Raw genomic sequence first — 23046 nt, 5'->3', positions numbered from 1 at the left:
GGCGACATTGAAGCAGCTTGGTTGGTAAAGTCTGAACGCCGTTAGACAATTTTTACCACGACGCGGCCGCGAACCTGGCCCGCCAAGATTTTCGCGCCCCAGCCCGGCACCTCGTCGAGCGAGATTTCCTCAGTGATTTCAGCCAGTTTTGTCCGATCTAAATCGGAGGCCAAGCGCTGCCAGGCGGCTTTCCTGGGCTCGATCGGGCACATCACCGAATCGATGCCGAGAAGGCACACTCCGCGCAAAATAAACGGCGCCACCGAGGACGGCAGGTCCATGCCGGCGGCCAGGCCGCAGGCCGCGATCGCGCCGCCATATTTCGTCATCGAGAGCAGGTTGGCGAGGGTGGTCGAGCCGACGCTGTCGACGCCGCCGGCCCAGCGCTCCTTGGCGAGGGGCTTTGCCGGCGCCGACAATTCGTTGCGGTCGATGATCTCGGCAGCCCCCAGCTGCTTGAGGTAGTCGGCCTCCGAGGTCCGGCCGGTCGAAGCGATGACGTGGTAGCCGAGCTTCGAGAGCACGGCGATCGCGACCGAGCCGACGCCGCCGGCAGCGCCCGTCACCACGACCGGGCCGCTCTTCGGCGAGATGCCATGCTTCTCCAGCGCCAGCACCGAGAGCATCGCCGTGAAGCCGGCGGTGCCGATCGCCATGGCGTCGCGCGCCGATAGCCCTTGCGGAAGAGCGACCAGCCAGTCGCCCTTCACCCGCGCCTTTTCGGCATAGGCGCCGAGATGGGTCTCGCCCATGCCCCAGCCGGTGCAGACCACCTTGTCGCCCGCCTTCCACTGCGGATGCGAGGACGCTTCGACCGTGCCGGCGAAATCGATGCCGGCAATCATCGGGAAGCGGCGCACCACCGGCGCCTTGCCGGTGAGCGCGAGGCCGTCCTTGTAGTTCAGCGTCGACCATTCGACTCGAACGGTGACGTCGCCCTCCATCAGCTCGGCTTCGTCGAACTGCGCGAGCTGCGCGGTGGTGCCCTTGTCCGCCTTGTCGATCCTGACAGCCTTGAATGTGGCCACGACTGAACTCCCTGACTTTGTTTGTCGGGGATGTTTAGCCGATCAGGCAGGCTGCGCAACCGCCCGCTGGACTGGTTTCTCGACGATCGGAAGATTGATCAGCGCCGAGAGCACGCCGAACAGGATGGAGAGCCACCAGATCGGCGTGTAGGACCCGAACTTCTCGAACACGATGCCGCCGAGCCAGACGCCGAGGAAGCCGCCGACCTGATGGCTGACGAAGGCAAAGCCGTAGAGCGTCGCCAGCCAGCGCGTTCCAAACATCAGCGCCACCAGCGCCGAGGTCGGCGGCACCGTCGATAGCCAGGTCAGGCCGGAGATCGCACCGAACGCGATCGCCGAGAACGGCGTGATCGGGAACATAATGAAGGCGAGCGTCGCCAGCGCCCGCGTGAAATAGATGGCCGAGAGGATGTAGCGCTTGGGCAGAAAGTTCTGGAGGTAGCCGACGCTGAGCGAGCCGATGATGTTGAACAGGCCGATCGCCGCGATGACCCAGCCGCCGGTTTGCGCCGAGATGCCGCGATCGACCAGGAACGCCGGCAGATGCACGGTGATGAAGGCGAGCTGGAAGCCGCAGGTGAAGAAGCCGAGCACCAGGAGCACGTAGGAGCGATGACCGAAGGCTTCGGCAAGCGCCTTGGTGATGGTCTGGTCATCCGCTGGCGTTGCGTTATCCGCGCTTGTCACCGGCGGCGTCGAGAGCGCCAGCGCCAATGGGATGATCAGCAGCATCAGGAAACCGAACACGGAGAGTGCCTGCTGCCAGCCGAAATTGTCGATCAAGGCGACGCCGATCGGTGCGAACAGGAACTGCCCGAACGAGCCCGCCGCGGTGCCGGCACCGAGCGCAAGCCCGCGCTTCTCGGCCGGCAAGAGCTTGCTGAACGCCGACAGAACCAGATTGAACGAGCAGCCGGCGAGGCCGAAGCCGATCATGACGCCGGCGCCGATGTCGAGCGACAGCGGGGTCGAGGAATAGCGCATCAAGAACAGGCCGCCGGCATAGAGCAGCGCGCCGACGCACATCACCCGGAACAGGCCGAAGCGATCCGCAACTGCACCGGCGAACGGCTGACCGAGTCCCCACAACAGATTCTGCACGGCGATGGCGAGGCCGAACACGTCGCGGCCCCAGCTGAATTCGTTGCTCATCGGCTGCACGAAGAAGCCGAGCGCCGAGCGCGGACCGAAGCCGAGCATGCCGATGGCACAACCGCACAGGATGACCACGGCCGGAGTACGCCAGTTGGACGCACGCGAGGCCGGTGCGAGCTCGCCGATCTGTGTCGACATGGTTGTCCTCGTCTGTCGTTGGCGGATCCGCAAATCAGCAGCCGCGGGATGGCCCGTTTAATGCATCTGCATGAAAATCCCAAGTCAAAAACGGTTGCATTCCACGAGGAGCTGACGCGGGAGCATTGCGTTTCAATCTGGCCTCGTCTCGCAGGTGCGCAGTGACGGGAATGTGTGCGGCAGCCCCTAGCGGCATGCGACGACACGTGCTATGTTTGATTTACTCAGATTGAGTATATGTGGGAGCAATGACGTTGCCCGGCCTCCTCGGCCGGATTTCTCGGGCTCTATATATCCTCAAATTGAGCATAAAGGCCACACTTGATGGCACACTTGGGAGGCTTCCATGCCGATCACTGCACTTTACGGTCCCGACGACTTTGCCAACCGGCCGCAAGGCCAGCCCACCGTCTCCCCGCGCGCCGCGCCGGTCGCCCCGGGACCGACATGGCCGATGCCGTCCCTGGAATGGACGCCGACGGTCGAACGGGCCACCGCGCCGCTCTATGACCGCGTCAAGCACGTGATCCCCTCGATCGAATGGCCGCTGATGGCGCCGACGATTCACGCGATCAACGAGCTGAAGCGTGCGCGGGGCGCGGTCATCCTCGCCCACAATTACCAGGCTCCGGAGATCTTCCATTGCGTCGCCGATATCGGCGGCGACTCGCTCCAGCTCGCGGTCGAAGCCACCAAGGTGAAGGCCGGCATCATCGTCCAATGCGGCGTGCACTTCATGGCGGAGACCTCGAAGCTGCTCAATCCGGACAAGACCGTCCTGATCCCGGATTCGCGTGCGGGCTGCTCGCTTGCCGCCAGCATCACCGGCGCGGACGTGCGACTGCTGCGGGAGAAATTCCCCGGCGTGCCTGTTGTCGCCTATGTAAACACCTCGGCGGAGGTGAAAGCCGAGGTCGACATCTGCTGCACGTCCTCGAACGCGGTACAGGTGGTCGAGAGCCTGAACGCCCCGACCGTGATCTTCCTGCCCGACCGATACCTCGCCACTTACGTGGCATCGAAGACCGACGTGAAGATCATCGCCTGGAAGGGTGCCTGCGAGGTGCATGAGCGCTTCACGGGCGAGGAGCTGCGGAGCTTTCGCGAAGCGGATCCCTCCGTGCAGATCATCGCGCATCCGGAATGCCCGCCGGACGTGCTGGCGGAAGCCGACTTCACCGGTTCGACCGCGCACATGATCAACTGGGTGCGCGCAAAGCGGCCGCGGCGGCTGGTCATGATCACGGAATGCTCGATGGCCGACAATGTCCGAGCCGAGCTGCCCGACGTGAAGATGCTCCGCCCCTGCAATCTCTGCCCGCACATGAAGCGCATCACGCTCGCCAACATCCTGGAAAGCCTGCTGACGCTTCGCGAGGAGGTGACGATCGACCCCGCGCTCGCGGACCGCGCGCGGCGCTCGGTCCAGCGCATGATCAATCTGAGCAATTGAGGGCGAGCAACATGCAACACGACATCCACGACCCCGCCCGCACCGGCGACGTCGTCATCGTCGGCGGCGGCCTTGCCGGACTGTTCTGCGCGCTGAAGCTCGCGCCGCGGCCGGTGACCTTGATCTCGGCGGCCCCGCTCGGGCACGGCGCCTCCTCGGCATGGGCGCAAGGCGGCATCGCGGCGGCGGTAGCTGAAGGCGATACGCCGGAGGCACACGCTGCCGACACCGTCGCGGTCGGCGGCGGCCTCGTCGATGCAGCCGTTGCGCTCGGGATTGCGCGCGAGGCGGCGCCGCGCATCCACGATCTTCTCGCCCATGGCGTTCCGTTCGACCGCGATCTCGACGGCAGGCTTGCCGTCGGACGCGAAGCTGCGCATTCGGCACGACGCATCGTGCATGTGCGCGGCGACGGCGCCGGCGCCGCGATCATCGCGGCCCTGAGCGAGGCCGTGCGCCGCACGCCCTCGATCCGCCTGATTGAAGGCTTCGTCGCCGAAGCACTGCTGACCGAGGACGGCGCGGTCACCGGGCTTCAATTGCGCGAGGCCGGCAATCCCGCGGCACGGCCGCTCGTGCTCGCCTCGCGCGCAATCGTGCTAGCGACAGGCGGGCTCGGCCATCTCTACGCCGTCACCACCAACCCGCCGGAAGCCAGCGGCTCGGGCCTTGCGATCGCAGCCCGCGCCGGCGCCGTGATCGCCGATCCCGAATTCGTGCAGTTCCACCCCACGGCCATCATGGTGGGCCGCGACCCGGCGCCGCTCGCCACCGAAGCGCTGCGCGGCGAAGGAGCAACGCTGATCAATGGCAACGGCGAGCGCTTCATGAGCGCCCGCCACCCGCTCGCCGAGCTCGCGCCCCGCGACATCGTGGCCCGCGGCGTGTTCGCCGAAATCGCGGCCGGGCGCGGCGCCTTCCTCGATGCACGCCAGGCGCTGGGCGCACGCTTCGCGACGAGGTTTCCGACCGTGCATGCGAGCTGCATCGCCGCCGGCATCGATCCCGCGACGCAACCGATTCCGATCGCGCCGGCCGCGCATTACCACATGGGCGGCATCGCGGTGGACGCGCGCGGCCGCAGCTCGATCGACGGGCTCTGGGCCGCCGGCGAAGTCTCCTCCACCGGCGCGCACGGCGCCAACCGGCTCGCCTCGAATTCCCTGCTCGAAGCCGTCGTCTATGCCGCCCGCATTGCCGACGACATCGCCGGCCGCACCGTGCCCCCGCCGGCCCGCCTTCCCGACTCTTTGGTGACACCGCGCGCCGGCACGCCGGATGCTGCGGAGGTGAAGCGGCTGCGCGCGATGATGAGCGCACATGTCGGCGTGATCCGCGACGGCGGCGGGCTTGCGCAAGCCGTGCGCCATTTCGCCAGACTAGAGCGCGAGGCCGGAGACGCCGTTCTCGGCAACATGGCGATGGCGGCCCTGCTGGTCGCCGCTGCGGCCTGGACGCGGCGCGAGAGCCGCGGGGCGCATTGCCGCTCCGATCATCCGGCCGAGCACCCAGCGCTGGCGCAGAGAACCATGACCACGCTCGCCGCGGCGCGCGAGGTCGCCGGAAGCCTCGAGGAACGCCCGCGGCCCCGCATCGCGCAATCCATGATCGCCTGAAGGAGGCCCCATGATCACCCCGACATCACTGCTCTATCCCGATGCCTTCCTTTCGCCGCTGGCGATCGAGGCCGCCGTTGAGCGCGCACTCGACGAGGATCTCGGCCGCGCCGGCGACATCACCTCGCTCGCGACGATCCCGGAGGCGACGCGCGCGCAAGCTCTTCTGGTCGCGCGCCAGTCCGGCGTGATTGCCGGATTGCCGCTGGCGCTCGCGACCTTGCAGAAGTTGTCGCCCGACATCGAGGTGCGCGCACATGTCCGCGACGCCGCGCGGGTTGCGCGCGGCCAGCACGTGCTGACGATCTCTGGTCCCGCGCGCGCCGTTCTCACGGCCGAGCGGACCGCGCTGAACTTCGTCGGCCGGCTGTCCGGCATTGCCACGCTCACGGCGGACTATGTCGCGCGCAGCGAAGGCACCAGGATGCGGATCTGCTGCACGCGCAAGACCACGCCGGGACTGCGGGCGCTGGAGAAATACGCGGTGCGCTGCGGCGGCGGCTTCAACCATCGCTTCGGGCTCGACGATGCCATCCTGATCAAGGACAACCACATCGCGGTCGCCGGCGGCATCCGCCCGGTGCTGGAGCGCGCCCGCGCCCATGCCGGCCATCTCGTCAAGATCGAGATCGAGGTCGACACGCTGGCGCAGTTGCGCGAGGTGCTCGACAGCGGAATGGCCGATGCGGTGCTGCTGGACAACATGGACCTTGCGACGCTGCGCGAAGCGGTGAGGCTCAACGCGGGCCGCCTCGCGCTGGAGGCGTCCGGCGGCGTCACGCTGGACTCGATCGCCGCCATCGCGGCCACTGGCGTCGACTATGCGTCGGCCGGTGCCCTGACGCATTCGGCACCGAATTTCGACTGTGCACTGGATATCGAGGCGTGATGAATTCTTCTCCCTCTCCCCGCTTGGGGGGAGAGGGTTGGGGTGAGGGGGAGTCTCCGCAAAGACGGTGAAAATTGGACTCGCGGAGAGTCCCCCTCACCCGAATTCGAGCTTCGCTCGAATTCGACCTCTCCCCGCAAGCGGGGAGAGGTAAGAAAACTACCGGCGCTCGCCCAACTCCGCGGAACTCTTGGCTTCCTGCGCGAGCGCGGCCGACAGCGCAGCGGTCTGCGCCGGCGTGCCCCAACTCGGCAACTCGCTGCCGTCGCCCCAATTGCGCGGCCGATAGAAAGTGTGCACGCCGGTCTTGTACATCTTCTTCATCTCGGCGACCCAGGACGGCCGCACCCAGTAGGCGTGATAGTGCGTGGATTTGCCGACCTCGGGCAGCCAGATCTGGCCGTCCAGCATTGCCTTGGCGATCTTCTTGGCGCGCTCCCACATCTCGGGCTCGCGGATCACGTCGGCATTATTGTCGCAGGCGAATGTGAACTGGCAGGCCAGGTGACGGTGCTTGTTCTGGTAGACCGCGCCGCACACGGTGTCGGGATATTTGCCGGAGAAGACGCGGTTCATCACCACTTGCGCCACCGCAATCTGGCCGCGCACGGCTTCGCCGCGGGCCTCGAAATAGACGGCTTCGGCAAGACACTTCTCGGACTTGGCGCGCGACTTGTCGTCGAGCGCGAGCCGTTCCGCCGGCGACTTGGCGCGTTGGTTGTCGGCGTTGACCTCGCCCTTCGGCGCGACGCTCTCGCCGCTCTCGATGTCGTTGGCGATCTCCGCCGTCGGCGGGGTCAGCGAGGCCGTCACCTTCATGTCGGGGTCGGGCATTACGATCAGCGGCGCGGCGCCCGGCTGCCAGCTCTCGATGGTCTCGAGATTGCCGCCCAGAGAGGAGCTGCCGAAGAACAGGCTCGATGTCTTGACGCTGAAAGGATCGCGCGCGGGAGCGGCCGGCGCCGTGGCGCGCTTCAGCGCTTCCAGCGGCTGCACCGCGAGCGCGCGCGCGGTCTCGCTCGCCTGCGGCGGATTGGAATATTGCGGCAGCGGCGGCGCGCGCATCGCCTCCTGCAGCTCGGGATCGAGCGGGGCCGCGGATTCCGGCGACATCGCCGGCGGTAATGCGGCAGTCTTGGCGCCGAACACCGAGCTGTTCGAGGTCGCGGGATCTTCTTTGGCCGGTGCTGCAGCCGGCGTGACGGTTTCGGGAGCCTGCTGCGGCGCGACGATTGAAAGACGATCGCCCTTCAAGGCGCGATCGACCGTGGGAAAGTCGGATGCGTGATAGCGCGGCGGCGCCTGAAGCGCCGGATTGCGGCGGATCGCGCCGGTGACGTCGCGGCCGTCGAGGCTCGCGAGCCGAACCATCGCGCTCTGCGGAACCGACGTGCCGATGGGGCGGGAAAAACTGTAGGTGGCGAGCTGGATCGAGGACGCAGCGGAGAACACCTGCTTCTGCCACCGCTCGGCGACGCCGGGTTGGCGCGCCAGCAGCGAGGCAATGTCCTGATAGCCGGTCTCTCTCGGCATCAATGCGAAGATGCAGAGACCGATGCCGAAGGACGCGAACCGCGCGCCCTTCGGATGGTTACGCAACACAGACATCGATACGCTCACGCTACGCTTACGCTCGTCCGATCGAACTCAGTACATCCGTGCAATTCGATCCTTATCGTGAGTATCTAATTTAGGTTGCCGGGGCGTTAATCGGCGTTGCGCAGGCGGCACACTCAAGCGAATGCAGGTGTTTTCACGGGGCGACGTGGCGCATTGGTAAATGCGGCCTCACGTGAAGCGGTAAACATCGGGTCAACGCGAATAGTGAAGGAACTCTTGCGTCCGCGTATCATTACGGGACGCTTGTTGCGGGAGCTTGGGCGATGAGGCGCCAGTGCGCCCCTCACTCCGCGATCAGCTTCAGCCACTCGTCTTCGGTCAGCACCTTGACGCCGTGCTTGTTGGCATCCGCAAGCTTCGAGCCGGCACCGGGACCCGCGACCACGAGATCGGTCTTTTTCGACACCGAGCCCGACACCTTGGCCCCGAGCCGCTCGGCCGTCGCCTTGGCTTCATCCCGCGTCATCTTTTCCAGCGAGCCCGTGAACACCACGGTCTTGCCGGCCACGGCCGAATTGCTCTTCGGCTTCTCGGCGTCGACGATCTCGACCTCCCTGGTCAGCCGTTCGACGATGCCGCGATTGTGGCTCTCGCCGAAATAATCGGCGATGCTCTTGATCACTGTGTCGCCAATCTGGTCGAGCGCGTCCATGTCCGCGATCGCCTCCTCATCGCCCTTGGCAACTTTCAGGCAGGCATCGTGGAAGGCGTCCCACGAGCCGTAGCCGCGCGCCAGCGCCAGCGCCGTGGTCTCGCCGACATGGCGCATGCCGAGCGAGAAGATGAAGCGCTCCAGCGCGATTCTGCGCCGGCTCTCGATAGCGCCGAACAGGTTGCGCACCGACGTCGCGCCGTAGCCTTCGATCTCCTCGAGCTTGAGTTTGGCGTTGCGCTTCTCCAGCGTGAAGATGTCGGCGGGCTCCTTCACCCAGCCCTCGTCGAAAAAGTACTGGAGCTGCTTCTCGCCCAGGCCGTCGATGTCGAAGGCCCGCCGCGACACGAACAGCTTCAGATGCTCGATCTTCTGATAGGGACAGGCGAACTCGCCGGTGCAGCGGGCGCGCGAGCCCTCCTCGCCCGTCGCCGTCTCCTCGCGCACGACGTCGGTGTGCAGCGGACACGGGCACTTCTTCGGGAAGTGGAATTCCCTGGCGGTCTTCGGCCGCTTGTCGAGGACGACGTCGACCACCTGCGGGATGACGTCGCCGGCGCGCTGGATCACGACGGTGTCGCCGATCCTGATGTCGCGCCCCTCGCGCAGCACCTCGCCCTTGTTGCCGATGCCCTTGATGTAGTCCTCGTTGTGCAGCGTGACGTTCTGCACGATGACGCCCCCAACGCCCACCGGCTCGAGCTTGCCGACCGGCGTGAACGAGCCGGTGCGGCCGACCTGGATCTCGATGTCGCGCAGCACCGTCATGGCGCGCTCGGCCGGGAATTTGTGCGCGATGCCCCAGCGCGGCGTGCGCGAGACGAAGCCGAGCCGCTCCTGCCAGTCGATACGGTCGACCTTGTAGACGACGCCGTCGATGTCGTAGTCGAGCCGCGCGCGCTGCTCCTCGATCGCATGGTGGAAGGCGAGCAGCTCCTCGACCGAGTGACAGAGCTTGGTCAACGGATTGGTCTTGAAGCCGCAGCGCTCGAACCACCCGATCATGCCGCTCTGCGTGTCTTCCGGCATCGCGCTCATCTGCCCCCAGGCATAGGCGAAGAACCCGAGCGGACGGGAGGCGGTGATGGTCGGGTCCTTCTGGCGGAGCGAGCCGGCGGCCGAATTGCGCGGATTGGCGAAGATGGTGTCGCCTGCCGCCTTCTGCCGCTCGTTGAGCGCGAGGAACGCCTTCTTGGTCATGTAGACTTCGCCGCGCACCTCGCAGATGTCGGGGATGTTGCGGCCCTTCAGCTTCTGCGGCACGTCTTCGAGCGTGCGGATGTTGGCGGTGACGTCCTCACCGACCGCGCCGTCGCCACGCGTCGCGGCGGTGACGAGCTCGCCGCCCTCGTAGCGCAGCGACATCGAGAGGCCGTCGATCTTCGGCTCGGCGGAGAACTTGATCTTGTCGTCGTCGAGCTTCAGGAAGCGCACGATGCGGCCGACGAAGTCGCGCACGTCCTCCTCCGCAAAGGCGTTATCGAGCGACAGCATGGGCACGGCGTGCCGGACTTTCTGGAAGCGTCCTGACGGCGCAGCGCCGACCTTCTGCGAGGGAGATTCCGCGGTGACGAACGCGGGAAAACGCTTCTCGATCGCGCTGAGGCGCTGGCGCAGCGCGTCGTATTCGGCGTCGGTGACGGTGGGCGCGTCCTCCTGATAGTAGCGCTCGTTGTGCCCCTCGATCTCGAGCGCGAGCCGCATGTGCTCGACCTTGGCCTGCGCCTTGGTGAGCTCGGCGACGTCGCGTAGCGGTGCTGCTTTGGATTTTGCTGCTCTGGCCATTACACTTGAGGTTGCGTATCGTCGTTCCGGGATGGTCCGAAGGACCAGACCCGGAACCTCGAAACTCCGGGTTCGTACTTCGTGCGTCCCGGAAGGGCGGTAGGGAGGGCTCGTGGCGTATTACGCCTATATTCTAGCAAGCCGGCGCGATGGGGCAATCTACGTCGGCATGACCAACGATCTCGTGCGTCGCGTCTATGAGCACCGAATTAAGGCCGTCCGGGGCTTCACGGCCAAATACAACATCACGCAGCTAGTTTGGTTCGAGGGCTACGACGATCCAATCTCGGCAATATCACGCGAGAAAGAACTCAAGAAATGGAAGCGGGCCTGGAAGATCCAGCTGATCGAGAAGGACAATCCAAATTGGGGTGATCTGTACGAGTCGATCTGCAATTGAAAGCGTCATTCCGGGATGGTCCGAAGGACCAGACCCGGAATCTCGAGATTCCGGGTTCGATGCTTCGCATCGCCCCGGAATGACGGTGGTGGCCTCACGCCGTCGCTGCCTTCAGCAGCCGTTCCGCCGCCGCCCTCGCCTCGGCCGTGATCTCGGCGCCGGCGAGCATGCGGGCGATCTCCTCGCGGCGGTGGTCGGCGGCGAGCGCATTGACGCGGGTGGCGACGCGCTTGCCCTTGTCGAGGGCGTCCTTGGAAATGAGGAGGTGCTGGTCGGCGCGGGCGGCGACCTGCGGGGCGTGGGTCACGGCCATGACCTGGACCTTGCCGGCAAGCCGCGCCAGGCGACCTCCGATGGCATCCGCCACCGCACCGCCGACGCCGGTGTCGATCTCGTCGAAGACGAGCGTCGGCGCCGAGCCGCGGTCGGACAGCACGACCTTGAGCGCGAGCAGGAAGCGCGACAGCTCGCCGCCGGAGGCGACCCTCATGAGGGGACCCGGCTTGGTGCCCGGATTGGTCTGCACCCAGAACTCGACGCGGTCGAAACCTTGCGGCCCCGGTGCGGCCTCGTCGGTCTCGACCTGGGTCATGAACTTTGCGCGTTCGAGCTTGAGCGGGGCGAGCTCGGCGTTGACGGCCTTGTTGAGCTTCTCGGCCGATTTCTGCCGCGCCAGCGACAGCTTCTTGGCGGCCGCGGCGTAACGACTGTCCGCCTCGATCGCGGCCTGCTCCAGCTTCTTCAGGCGCGAGGCGCCGGCATCGATCAGGACGACGTCGGCGGCGTATTTGGCGGCCAGCGCGGCGAGGCCGTCAACCGGGGTCGAATATTTGCGGGACGCGGCGCGCAAGGCGAACAGCCGCTCCTCGATGCGCTCGAGCTCGGCCGGATCGAAATCGGTTGCGGCCAGCGCCGCCTGGAGGTGCTGATCGGCCTCCTCCAGCGCGTTGATCGCCGCGTCGATCGCCTTGACCGCGGGCTCGACCAGCGCCGGCGAGTTGACGCCGCGGCGCTCCAGCCGGCGCACCGCCGCCGAGAGCGCGGCAACCGGCGAATGGTTGCCGCCAACGGCTTCCTGCGCCTCGCGCAGGTCGGAGGCGATCTTCTCGCCCTGCATCATGGTGGTGCGGCGGGAGGCCAGCGCAGTTTCCTCGCCGTCCTTGGGCGCGAGCTGCTTTAGTTCGTCCGAGGCGTGGCGCAGGTAATCGGCCTCGCGCGCCGCACGCTCCATGGCGGCGCGATGCTCCTCCAGCGCGGTGTTGGCGGTGCGGCGCGCGTCCCAGAGCGCTTCGACGGCCGCGACGTCCTTCTCGAGCCCAGCAAAAGCGTCGAGCAGGCGGCGGTGGGTGGCGGCATCGACCAGCGCGCGCTCGTCGTGCTGGCCGTGGATCTCGACCAGGGCGGTGCCGACCGCCTTCAGCGTCTGCACGCTGATCGATTGGTCATTGATGAAGGCGCGGGTGCGGCCGTCGGCGAGCTGCACGCGCCGGAGAATCATCTCGCCGGTATCGTCCAGACCGTTCTCGGCCAAAATCTTGGTCGCAGGGTGATTCTTCGGGACATCGAACACGGCCGTGACCTGCCCCTGCTCCGCACCATGGCGCACGAGGCCGGCGTCGCCGCGGCCGCCGAGCGCCAGCGCAAAGGCATCGAGCAGGATGGATTTGCCCGCACCGGTCTCGCCGGTCAAAACCGCGAGGCCGGAGGCGAATTCGATATCGAGCCGTTCGATCAGGACGATGTCACGGATCGACAGACGCGCCAGCATGGAACCAAATTTCCTAGCCGAGACCCATCTTCTTGAAGGTCCGGCTGATCCAGGACCCCTGATTCTCGCTCGGCTCGAGACCGCCGGATTTTACAAGATTATAGGCGTCCTTGTACCAGCGGCTGTCAGGAAAATTGTGCCCAAGCACCGCCGCCGCGGTCTGCGCTTCGCCGACGATGCCGATCGCCAGATAGGCCTCGGTGAGCCGAAACAGTGCCTCCTCGACATGGCGGGTGGTCTGGTACTGCGTGACGACGGTCTTGTAACGATTGATGGCGGCCGTGTAGTCGCGCTTCTGGGCGTAGTAGCGGCCGACGTTCATTTCCTTGCCGGCGAGCTGGTCGCGCGCGCCCTCGATCTTGGCCTTGGCCGAGGTCGCATATTCCGAGTTCGGATATTTGCGGACCACCTCTTCCAGCGCGGCGATCGCCTTTTCGGTGCGGGTCTGGTCGCGGCTGATGTCCGGGATCTGGTCGTAATGGGAGGCGGCGATCAGGTATTGCGCATAGGCCGCGTCCGGGCTGCCGGGATGCAGCGTGACGTACCGGGTGGCGGCGCCGATGCAGCCGTCATAATCGCCGCTCTGATAGGACGCATAGGCCGACATCAGCAGCGATTTGCGGGCCCAGTCGGAATAAGGATGCTGGCGGTCGACCTCTTCGAACTTCTTGTTCGCCGCCTTCATGTCCTTCTTCTCGTTCATGAGGTACAGGCCCTCATTGTAGATCTTGTCGGCGGGCTCCTCGACGAAGGTGTCGTCCTTGGCGGTGAACTTGTCCCAGAGCGCGCCCGTGCCGCATCCGGCGAGCGGCAGTGCGAGCATGATGAAGGTGACGGCCTGAAGCAGCCCACGGGCTCGCGACGAGACCGAGAAGTATCCGCGCGTCATACGCTGTGCCGACATGAGTTTAAGCCCTGACGCCCTGTGATGCGGTGTCCGCCAGCCCACGAACCCCTCATGGGCGCGAAATGTAACCGTGGTGCCTGCCACGCGACCACGCCGATGTATCCGAAAACGATTGTTAACGAACCGGATAGGGAGGCATTTCGCCCGGATTAAGGCGAACCTGCCGCAATGCTAGCCGATCATGGTTACCAGGAGTTTCCCGGGGGGCCACCAACCGCGTTCCGAAGGCGGCAGGCCGCGTCAGGACACATCCGGTCCGAAGGCCGCAGCGACCCGGCCGCCGACGATGCCACGACCGACCTCGCCCACGGCACGCGTGGTGCGGCGGGCAGCCTCGCCCTCGACCACCCGCCAGGCGGTCCGGTCGGCGAGCAGCGCCGTCAGGACGGCGTGGTTGAGCTTGTGGCCGCCACGCACCGAGCGGTAGACGCCAAGCAGCGGCAGGCCGGCCAGCGAGAGGTCGCCGATCACGTCCAGCACCTTGTGACGGGCGCATTCATCGGCGTAGCGCAGGCCCTCGGTGTTGAGCAGCCGCTCGTCGTCGAACACGACGGTGTTGTCGAAGGAGGCGCCGAGGGCATAGCCGGCGCTCCAGAGCCGCGCGACGTCGCACATCAGGCCGAAGGTCCGGGCCCGGCCGACTTCACGGCGGAAACCTTCCGGATTGAGGTCGAAGGCGTAAGCCTGCTGGCCAATGACGGGATTGGTGAAATCGATCTCGACCTCGACGCGGAACCCGTTGGTGTGGGGCCTGATCTCGCCGAAGGAGTCGCCGATCTTGACCGAGATCGGCTTCAGAACCTGGATGAAGCGGCGCTGCGCCGGCTGGGTGACGATACCAGCCTGGTCGATCGCCGCGATGAAGGCGGCGGCGCTGCCGTCCATGATCGGAACTTCTGGACCGTCGATCTCGATGGTGGCGTTGTCGACGCCCATTCCCCGCAGTGCAGCAAGCACATGCTCGGCGGTGGACACCAGCGGACCGTTGCGGTCGCCGAGGACGGTGGCAAAGTCAGTCGCAATCACCTGCTCGGCGCTGGCCTGAACTTCGCGGTCACTTCCCTCAAGTCCGGTCCGGACAAAAATAAAACCCGCGTCGACAGGCGCAGGCCCAAGCGTGAGAGTGACGGGAAGACCGGAATGAACGCCCACGCCTGCCACAGAGGCTTGCGCACGAAGCGTTGTTTGCCGGCTAAATTTCATCAGGAACCCGCCCCACTAAGACCCACTGCGACTTATACGAGACCCGCCCGGCCGGCCAAAGCCGACGCTACCGAATCTCCGTATCCCCAAGTCACGGCAAACCATAGTTGCAGCCTCAAACAGCGCCAACTCACGCTTTTTTACCGATTGTTACCCCAAACCCGCCGTATTCGCGCCAAGGCTTAACCAAATTGCGCAAGGTTTCGGGCCTGTTATCGGCAGTTTTACAGAACCACCGAATACGTAATTAATGATTTAAAATCAGTTGTTTGGCTGCGCAATCCGGGCATGTCCGGAGCAAAAGGAAAGGTCCCGGCAAGCTTCTCGCCGGGACCTTTTTTCGTCTGCCTTATTGTAACAATTCTCAGGTCGCCTGCCGCCGCAGGAAGGCCGGGATATCAAGATGGTCGTCACCCTGTGGCGTCGGCGCAACAGGCGCGGGCCGGCCATGGACGTCCAGACCCTGCGGCGCGGGACGGCGGGCATACTCGGATACCGGCTCATTGGACGCGATCTGCTGCGCCACGGTCTTCTGCGGCCGGCGCTCAGGCAGCGGCGGCATGGCGGGACCGGCGGTGCGGGCCGCGACCGGCGGCTCGCTTTCCTCGTCGCGACGGCCGAGGCCGACATTGGCGAGGCGCTGCAGCAGCGACAAGCGGGTCTTCTGCGGGGTCTCCTCCTCGGCCTCGCCGCGGGCCTGCCGAATCTCGGCCTGCGCCGGCATCGGCAGCTCCTCGATTCGCGGCATGCGCGGCGCGCGGGCCGGACGCTCGGCCTGCGGCGGGATGAAGGTGTCCGGCGTCATCGGCTCCTGCACCGCGACCGGGGCCATGTCGGCCTCCGGGAACAGGGTCGGCTTCTGCGCGATCGGGCGCACGGTGACATCGCCATAGGTCTGCGGCGCCGGCGGCTGCGGCACCTCGGAAACGGCAGCGGCGATCGCGGCGAGCGCAGCACGCTCGACGTTCGGACGGGGCGCGGCGGCAGTCGGAGCCGGCGCGGCGGCCGGGGTCTGGGCTTCCAGCTTCTGGGCGCGCTCGGCCAGACGCTGGTTGTCGGCACGCAGCCGGGCGGTCAGGTCGGCGAGACGGCTCTCGGCGGCGGCCGCCGGGGCGGCAGCCTGCTGCATCTGCGGTGCCGGATTGGCGACGGGCGCAGAGGTGGCCTGGCTGTTGCGGGCGATCGCGGCCTGCTCGATGCCGGTGGCGACCACCGAGACGCGGATCAGGCCGTCGAGCGCTTCGTCGAAGGTGGCGCCGACGATGATGTTGGCGTCCTGGTCGACTTCCTCGCGGATGCGGGTCGCGGCCTCGTCGACCTCGAACAACGTGAGGTCCTTGCCGCCGGTGATGGAGATGAGGAGGCCCTTGGCGCCCTTCATCGACGAGTCGTCGATCAGCGGGTTGGCGATCGCGGCTTCCGCGGCGGTCAGCGCCCGCTTGTCGCCGGAGGCTTCGCCGGTGCCCATCATCGCCTTGCCCATCTCGCGCATGACGGCGCGGACGTCGGCGAAGTCGAGGTTGATCAGGCCTTCCTTGACCATCAGGTCGGTGATGCAGGCAACGCCCGAATAGAGCACCTGGTCGGCCATCGCGAAGGCGTCGGCGAAGGTGGTCTTCTCGTTGGCGACCCGGAACAGATTCTGGTTCGGGATGATCAGGAGCGTATCCACGACCTTGTGCAGCTCGGCGATGCCGGCTTCGGCCGTACGCATGCGGCGCTGGCCCTCGAAGTGGAACGGCTTGGTCACCACACCGACGGTGAGGATGCCCATGTCGCGCGCGGTCTTGGCGATGACGGGAGCTGCACCCGTGCCGGTGCCGCCGCCCATGCCGGCGGTGACGAACACCATGTTGGCGCCCGACAGGTGGTCGCGCAGCTCGTCGATCACCTCTTCCGCCGCCGCGGCGCCGACGTTCGGCTGCGAGCCGGCGCCGAGGCCCTGCGTGACGGCGGTGCCCATCTGCACGATGCGCTGCGCCTTCGACATCGTCAGCGCCTGCGCGTCGGTGTTGGCGACCACGAAGTCGACGCCCTGCAGGCCCGCCGTGATCATGTTATTGACGGCGTTCCCGCCGGCGCCGCCGACGCCGAACACGGTGATCCGGGGCTTCAGTTCGTGAATATCAGGAACATTGATGCTGATGGTCATGGTTGCCTCTCGATCACGCGCGCGTGGGTTCGCCCCGGCCGGTGGCCGCGGGAGTTGGTGAAAATCGAAGATTGCGGAAAGCGGTCATCAGAAGCCCTCGCGTAGCCATCGTCCGACCTTTCCGAAATATCCGCCGGTCCCTGTCTTGATCTGCTGCCGCGTATGCCGCGGTTCGACATGTTCGAGGTGAACATATTGCGGGTAGACCAGAAGTCCGGCCGGCACCGCGAACGCGGCGTTCTTCGCCTCAACGGGAAGCCGGCCGAAGCCGAGCGGACGACCGACCCGCACGGGCCGGCCGAGAATCCGGGTGCCGAGATCGACGAGACCGGTCAGCTGCGAGGCGCCGCCCGAGAGCACGACGCGGCCGTTCGGCTCTGCGGCGAAGGGCGAATCCTTCAGCTTGTCCCGAACCATTTCGAAGACTTCCTCGGCACGGTGCTTGACGATGTTCGCGATGGTGGCGCGGGAGACGATCTGCGGCAGATCCTGCTCGTCACCGGCTGTCGGCACAGACATCAGCTCACGCGAGTCCGATCCGCCGGTGATGACGGTGCCGTATAAGGTCTTGATTCGCTCGGCATCGGCAATGGTCGCCGAGAGTCCGCGCGCAAGATCCATCGTGATGTGTTGCCCGCCGACCGCAAAACCCGCCGCGTGCACGAAGCGGCCGCCCGAATAAACGGCAATCGTGGTGGTGCCGGCGCCCATCTCGACGACAGCGGCGCCGAGATCGGCCTCGTCATCGGTCAGCACCGAGAGGCCCGCCACATAGGGGCTCGCTGCCATGGCTTCGACATTGATGTGGCAGCGCTCCACCGCCAGCATCAGGTTCCGCGCCACGGTGGCGTCGCAGGTGACGACGTTCATGTCGACGCCGAACTGATGCGCAACCATCCCGCGGGGATCGCGGATGCCCTTGACGCCGTCGAGCGTGTATCCGACCGGCAGCGCGTGCAGCACGGTGCGGCCTTCGCCGGTGGCGTGGCGCATGCCGGTGGAAGTGACGCGGCTGACATCGGCCGGCGTCACGGCGCCGCCACGAATGTCGGCGGCAGCCTCGACCAGCTGGCCGGCGAGCCGGCCGCCCGACACCGACAACAGCACGGACTCGACCCGCACCTTGGCCATCTTTTCGGCAACCCCGACGGCCTGGCGCACCGCCTGCTCGCATTCGCCGAGATCGATCACCGCGCCGGCCTTCATGCCGCGCGCCTGGATCTGGCTGTAGCCGATCAACTCCACCGCATGAGTGCGGCCACGCAGCGCATCGCTCGGCGGCGACGGCTTCAGCCGCGCGATCATGCAGGCGATCTTGCTGGTGCCGATGTCGAGGCAGGCGACGATGCCGCCGCGCTTGTGCGGCATCGGGCGCGTCTTCGGCGTCTGGGTACGATCGAGACCGGTCATGCGGAATCCCCGGCCTTCTTTTTCTTCTTGTCCTTGAACAGCTCCTCGCGCGCCTTGGCGGCGTCCTCGGAGAGCTGCACCACCAGCCGGTCCGGCAGGCGCATGTCGACGGCGACGATATCGCGCGAGAACAGCCTGTCCTCCTTGTCGAGCTTCGACAGCATCGCAAGCGCGTTGCCGACGTCCTGCTCGGGCAGGCGGATGTCGAGACCGTCCTTGAGCCGCAGGTTCCAGCGCCGCTCGCCGACGTAGATCGCGGCCTTCGTCACCGAATTAACCTGCGGGTAGCGCGCCAGCAGCGCCAGGAAATCGCGCGCCTGGGTCTCGGCGCCCTTGCCGACCACGAGCGGCAGCGACAGGAAGCGGCGCGAGACATAGGGCTCGAGCACGGCGCCGTCGTCGGCGATGACGGAGAGCCGGCCGGCCTCCTGCCACAGCGCGAACGCCTTGCGCTCGGTGAGCTCGATCATGAGCTGGCCCGGATAGAGCTTCAGCACGGTCGCATCCGCGATCCAGGGATTAGCTTTGAGCTTGTCGCGCACCGCCTCCGCATCGAGGAACAGCAGCGAGGAGCGGCCGCTGACGCCGCCGATCGCGAGGATCTCGTCCTGGGTCAGCTGCTTGCGGCCGTTGATCACGACGGAGGTGATGCGGAAGCCGGCGGAATTGGCCAGCGCATTGCGGGCATCGCTGACCGCGGTGACGAAATCCTGGAGATGGCCGCCCTTGACGATGCCGAAGCCGCAGCTGCCGATCAACAGCAGCACGGTCATGCTGAGGCCGACCCGGCGCGGCAGATAGCGCTCGACCAGCGCGACCACGCGCGGCGGCGGCTCGCGCTCGACGAGGGCCTTGGACTGGGCTTTGGCTTTGGCCTTGTCCCTGGCGGCAGCGCGCGCCGCTTGGTGCCTGTCTTGCACCCACTCGCGCAGAAGCACGACCGCTCCGATAGCGGCCGCCTTCAGGTCAGCTTGGGGCCTCAGCGATCTGAAAAGCGACCGGGTGAGGCGTCCTGCACCATCCATTGCACGAGCTCGTCAACAGTTTGCCGCGACATCGCGCGGATCCTGGCGAACATGACGTCTCGGACCTGCCGGGCCGGGTGCTGGTCTTCAGCAGAAGAAAACCTCTCCCCTTCAAAGCGTTCGCTGGAGGTGACATCACCCGCGACAGCTCACGCGCCGGCAGCCAAAGCGCCATATGCGCCGCCAGCGTTAACCTTCGGACGTCCTGGTAAACAAAAGGTAAAGTTCGTTAACGACCTGCGCATTTTGCCTCGCGATGTCTGGCATTTGCGCCGCGATGTCCGGCATTTTACCGGTTTTGGCCGTCAAACCGGCCGGTTTCGCCGCCCCGGCCGTTAACCAGTCCTGACTATTTCCGCACGCGCTGGCAGGCGAGCTCGACCAGGCCGCGCAGGAAGTCGACGAACTCGATGCCTTCGGCTTTCAACGCCTTGGGGTAGAGCGAGGACTTGGTCAGCCCGGGCAGCGTGTTGGTCTCGAGATAGACGAGGCCCTTGTCCGAGACGATGAAGTCAGAGCGGGAATAGCCGGTGCAGGACATTGCGCGGTGGGCCAGCATCGCCTGAGCCTTGAGCGCGGCGGTGATCTCGGGTGCGAAGCGGCCGGGGCAGATCTCCTGGGTCGACTTCAAAAGATATTTCGCCGCGTAGTCGAAATTGCCCTCGCCCGGGATGATCTCGATCGGTGGCAGCGAGATGATCGAGCCGTCGGTGCGCTCCAGCACGCCGCAGGTCGCCTCCACGCCGGCGATGTAGGGCTCGATGACATACTCCTCATGTTTCGCCGCGTTGCGGACGGCGACGAGGTCCTGCTTGGCGTTAACGAAGATCAGGCCGTAGCTCGACCCGTCGCGCGCGGGCTTTGCGATCAACCGGCCGTATTCTGCGAAGGCCTCGTCGATATCATCGAGCGAAAGATTCGTCGGCGGCGTCACGCCGCCGAGCGCGGCGAAGTGCTTGGCTGCGATCTTGTCGAAGGCCAGATGCGAGGACGCCGAGCCGGAGCCGGTGAAGGGCACGCCGCGCGCCTCGCACATCACCTGCAATTCGCCGTTCTCGGCACGGCCGCCATGCAGGCCGAGCACGAGCACGCGATCCTCCGCCTTGGCCCGATCGAGCGCCTGCTCCAAGGGGACGCCCCGCGTACCGGGCTTGAACTCGTCCTCGAACGGACGTGCATGCTCGAGCAATTGCTTCGATTGCACGACGTGGACCTTGTCCTCGACGTCCCACCACCAGAGGTCAGCCTCGGGCAGCGCCTGATACAGCGCCTGGGCTGTGGCAACCGAGACGAGACGTTCGCGGTTGGAGCCGCCGAAGAGGATGGTGATGCGCATGGTCATAGTCTCTCTCGTTCCGTCATTCCGGGTGCGCGACGAAGTCGCGAACTACAGTGCGCCATTGCGCACCTGAGAATCCATTCATCCACGAACTCCGCCGCCGATGGATTCCGGGTTCTCGCTTCGCGAGCCCCGGAATGACGGTGATCATGAAACCCCGATCCGCTTGATTTCCCAGTGTAGCTCAATTCCGGAATTCGCCTTCACGCGTTCGCGAACGGTCTCGCCGAGCGTCTCGATGTCGTGCGCGGTGGCCTCGCCCGTGTTGATCAGGAAGTTGCAATGCATCTCCGAGACCTGCGCGCCGCCGACGCGCAGGCCGCGGCAGCCGGCGGCATCGATCAGCTTCCAGGCGGAATGGCCGGGCGGATTCTTGAAGGTCGAGCCGCCGGTCTTCTCGCGGATCGGCTGCGCCGTCTCGCGATGGCTCTGCACCTCCGCCATCCGCGCGCGGATCGCCTCCGTGTCCCTGATCTCGCCGCGAAAGCGCGCGGAGGTGAAGATGATGGAGGGATCGACGCCGCTATTGCGGTAGACGAACTTCATCTCGGCGTTGGAGAAGACGTGCTTGGTGCCGTCGCGCCCGACGCCCCTCGCCTCGATCAGCACGTCCTTGGTCTCGCCGCCATTGGCGCCGGCATTCATGCGCAGCGCGCCGCCGATCGTGCCGGGAATGCCGAAGTAGAATTCGAGCCCGCCAATGTTGGCGGAGGCCGCAACCTCCGCCACGCGCTTGTCGAGCGCAGCCGTGCCGGCCGTGACGACGTCGCCGCTCGCGGTCGCCTCGCCGAAGGCGCGCGGCGCAAGCCGGATCACGATTCCGGCAATGCCGCCGTCGCGCACGATGAGGTTGGAGCCGACCCCGATGACGTAGACGGGAATGTCGGAAGCCAGATGCGCGAGGAAGTAAGCGAGATCGTCCTCGTCGGCCGGTGTGAACAGCACCTGCGCAGGCCCGCCGACGCGAAACCAGGTAAGCTCGGCCAGCGACTGGTTTGCCAGCAGCCGGCCGCGAAGCTCGGGCATCGCGGCTTTGAGCGCGGTGGTGATGTCGGGAAATCCCACCGCCTTCACCCCAATGCCTTCAACTGGTCCGGTAGTGCATAAGCCCATTGCGTGATGTTGCCGGCGCCGAGACACACGACGAGATCGCCGCTCTTGGCGATGCCATGGACGATCTTGGCTAGCTCGTCGGCGTGGGGCAGCGGGACCACCTCGCGGTGGCCATGCGCGCGCAGGCCCGCGACGAAATGATCACGGTCGATGCCCTCGATCGGCGCCTCGCCGGCGGCATAGACGTCGGCGACGACGACCGCATCGGCATCGTTGAAGCAGGTGCAGAATTCCTCGAACAGCGATTGCAGGCGGGTGTAGCGATGCGGCTGCACCACCGCGATCACCTTGCCGGTATAGGAATCGCGCGCGGCCTTCAGCACGGCAGCGATCTCCACGGGGTGATGGCCGTAATCATCGATCACGGTGACGCCGTTCCACTCGCCGGTCTTGGTGAAGCGGCGCTTGACGCCGCCGAAGCCGGCCAGCGCCCTGCGGATGGCATCGTCGGAGACGCCGAGTTCGTGCGCGACCGCAATCGCCGCCGTCGCATTGGAAGCGTTGTGCCGACCCGGCATCGGCAGCGTGAGCTCGGCGATCTCATGCGTGGTGCCGCTCTTGCGGTCGCGGATCACGACCTTGAACTTCGAGCCGCCACCGCCGGCGGTGAGATCGACCAGCCGCGCATCGGCCTGCGGATTCTCTCCATAGGTGATGATGCGGCGGTCCTCGATCTTGCCGACCAGGCTCTGCACGACGGGATGATCGATGCACATCACGGCAAAGCCGTAGAACGGCAGGTTCTCGACGAAGTGACGAAACGCGTCCTGCACGGCCTCGAAGGTCTTGAAGTGATCGAGATGCTCGGGGTCGACATTGGTGACGATGGCCACATCGGTCGGCAGCTTCAGGAAGGTGCCGTCGCTCTCGTCGGCTTCCACCACCATCCAGTCGCCGGCCCCCAGCCGCGCGTTCGAGCCGTAGGCATTGATGATGCCGCCGTTGATGACGGTCGGGTCGAGCCCGCCGGCGTCGAGCAGCGTTGCGACCATCGTCGTCGTGGTGGTCTTGCCGTGCGTGCCGGCGATGGCGACGCAGCTCTTCAGCCGCATCAGCTCGGCCAGCATCTCAGCGCGCCGCACCACGGGAATGCGACGTTCGCGCGCAGCCATCAGTTCCGGATTGTCGCGCTTGATCGCGGAAGACACGACCACGACCTCGGCGCCGTCGATATTCTCCGCCTTGTGCCCGACCGAAACCTTCGCGCCCTTCTTGCGCAGGCGGTCGAGATTGTAATTGTCGGCGGCGTCCGAGCCCTGCACCGCATAGCCGAGATTCACCAGCACCTCGGCAATGCCGCTCATGCCGATCCCGCCGATCCCGACGAAGTGGATGGGTCCGATCTCGCGCGGCAGTCTCATGCTCTATCCCGTCGTTCGGCGTCATGCCC

At 66.1% G+C, this 23046-nt stretch carries 17 protein-coding genes; 4 read left to right on the top strand and 13 right to left on the bottom strand.

Annotated features, from left to right (window positions below):
* Positions 1–41: 41 nt before the first annotated feature.
* Both acuI and AC24YW_RS30655 read right to left on the bottom strand, forming a co-directional pair.
* Positions 42–1028 (bottom strand): acrylyl-CoA reductase (NADPH), encoded by a 987-nt coding sequence (gene acuI / locus AC24YW_RS30660; protein WP_487486207.1) that lies wholly within the window; start codon positions 1026–1028, stop codon positions 42–44.
* Between the two features lie 42 nt (positions 1029–1070).
* Positions 1071–2324 (bottom strand): MFS transporter, encoded by a 1254-nt coding sequence (locus AC24YW_RS30655; protein WP_487486206.1) that lies wholly within the window; start codon positions 2322–2324, stop codon positions 1071–1073.
* A gap of 346 nt (positions 2325–2670) precedes the next feature.
* Here AC24YW_RS30655 and nadA point away from each other — a divergent pair, with 346 nt between their 5' ends.
* The 3 genes from nadA to nadC are packed head-to-tail and all read left to right on the top strand — an operon-like array spanning position 2671 to position 6282.
* A complete protein-coding gene (gene nadA / locus AC24YW_RS30650; protein ID WP_487486205.1) occupies positions 2671–3777 on the top strand; it encodes a quinolinate synthase NadA in 1107 nt (368 codons plus the stop codon).
* Positions 3778–3788: 11 nt separating this feature from the next.
* Complete coding sequence (locus AC24YW_RS30645) at positions 3789–5393, top strand: L-aspartate oxidase (RefSeq protein WP_487486204.1); 1605 nt, start codon at positions 3789–3791, stop codon at positions 5391–5393.
* A 10-nt stretch (positions 5394–5403) separates the two neighbouring features.
* The gene (gene nadC, locus AC24YW_RS30640) at positions 5404–6282 is read left to right on the top strand and encodes a carboxylating nicotinate-nucleotide diphosphorylase (protein ID WP_487486203.1); all 879 of its coding nucleotides are present in this window, start codon (positions 5404–5406) and stop codon (positions 6280–6282) included.
* Positions 6283–6441: 159 nt separating this feature from the next.
* On the opposite strand, the gene AC24YW_RS30635 is transcribed toward nadC, so the two are convergent.
* Positions 6442–7890 carry a cell wall hydrolase gene (locus AC24YW_RS30635; protein WP_487486202.1) on the bottom strand — a complete coding sequence of 483 codons (1449 nt, stop codon included), beginning with the start codon at positions 7888–7890 and terminating at the stop codon, positions 6442–6444.
* 295 nt (positions 7891–8185) lie between these two features.
* On the bottom strand, positions 8186–10339 hold the full coding sequence (gene ligA, locus AC24YW_RS30630; RefSeq protein WP_487486201.1) for an NAD-dependent DNA ligase LigA: 2154 nt from the start codon (positions 10337–10339) through the stop codon (positions 8186–8188).
* A 112-nt stretch (positions 10340–10451) separates the two neighbouring features.
* Between ligA and AC24YW_RS30625 the strand changes: the two genes are divergently transcribed.
* A complete protein-coding gene (locus AC24YW_RS30625; RefSeq protein ID WP_487486200.1) occupies positions 10452–10739 on the top strand; it encodes a GIY-YIG nuclease family protein in 288 nt (95 codons plus the stop codon).
* A gap of 94 nt (positions 10740–10833) precedes the next feature.
* On the opposite strand, the gene recN is transcribed toward AC24YW_RS30625, so the two are convergent.
* From recN to murC, 9 genes are all read right to left on the bottom strand, one after another.
* Positions 10834–12507, bottom strand: a complete 1674-nt coding sequence (recN, locus tag AC24YW_RS30620; RefSeq protein ID WP_487486199.1) for a DNA repair protein RecN — start codon at positions 12505–12507, stop codon at positions 10834–10836.
* Between the two features lie 13 nt (positions 12508–12520).
* Complete coding sequence (locus tag AC24YW_RS30615) at positions 12521–13411, bottom strand: outer membrane protein assembly factor BamD (protein ID WP_487486198.1); 891 nt, start codon at positions 13409–13411, stop codon at positions 12521–12523.
* 243 nt (positions 13412–13654) lie between these two features.
* Complete coding sequence (gene lpxC / locus AC24YW_RS30610; RefSeq protein WP_487486197.1) at positions 13655–14617, bottom strand: UDP-3-O-acyl-N-acetylglucosamine deacetylase; 963 nt, start codon at positions 14615–14617, stop codon at positions 13655–13657.
* Between the two features lie 364 nt (positions 14618–14981).
* Positions 14982–16769 (bottom strand): cell division protein FtsZ, encoded by a 1788-nt coding sequence (ftsZ, locus tag AC24YW_RS30605; protein ID WP_487486196.1) that lies wholly within the window; start codon positions 16767–16769, stop codon positions 14982–14984.
* Positions 16770–16856: 87 nt separating this feature from the next.
* Positions 16857–18179 (bottom strand): cell division protein FtsA, encoded by a 1323-nt coding sequence (ftsA, locus tag AC24YW_RS30600; protein ID WP_487486195.1) that lies wholly within the window; start codon positions 18177–18179, stop codon positions 16857–16859.
* Positions 18176–19204, bottom strand: a complete 1029-nt coding sequence (locus AC24YW_RS30595; RefSeq protein ID WP_487486194.1) for a cell division protein FtsQ/DivIB — start codon at positions 19202–19204, stop codon at positions 18176–18178. The genes ftsA and AC24YW_RS30595 overlap by 4 nt, the downstream gene beginning before the upstream one ends.
* 349 nt (positions 19205–19553) lie before the next feature.
* Positions 19554–20540, bottom strand: coding sequence for a D-alanine--D-alanine ligase family protein (locus tag AC24YW_RS30590; RefSeq protein WP_487486238.1), 987 nt, complete (start codon positions 20538–20540; stop codon positions 19554–19556).
* A gap of 150 nt (positions 20541–20690) precedes the next feature.
* Positions 20691–21608, bottom strand: coding sequence for a UDP-N-acetylmuramate dehydrogenase (gene murB, locus AC24YW_RS30585; protein WP_487486193.1), 918 nt, complete (start codon positions 21606–21608; stop codon positions 20691–20693).
* 5 nt (positions 21609–21613) lie between these two features.
* A complete protein-coding gene (murC, locus tag AC24YW_RS30580) occupies positions 21614–23017 on the bottom strand; it encodes a UDP-N-acetylmuramate--L-alanine ligase (RefSeq protein ID WP_487486192.1) in 1404 nt (467 codons plus the stop codon).
* Between the last annotated feature and the right edge of the window lie 29 nt (positions 23018–23046).

The sequence above is a fragment of the Bradyrhizobium sp. USDA3516 genome (assembly GCF_057651995.1).
Note: the sequence above shows the minus strand (reverse complement) of the source record. Positions and strands in the feature narration are given on the sequence as shown.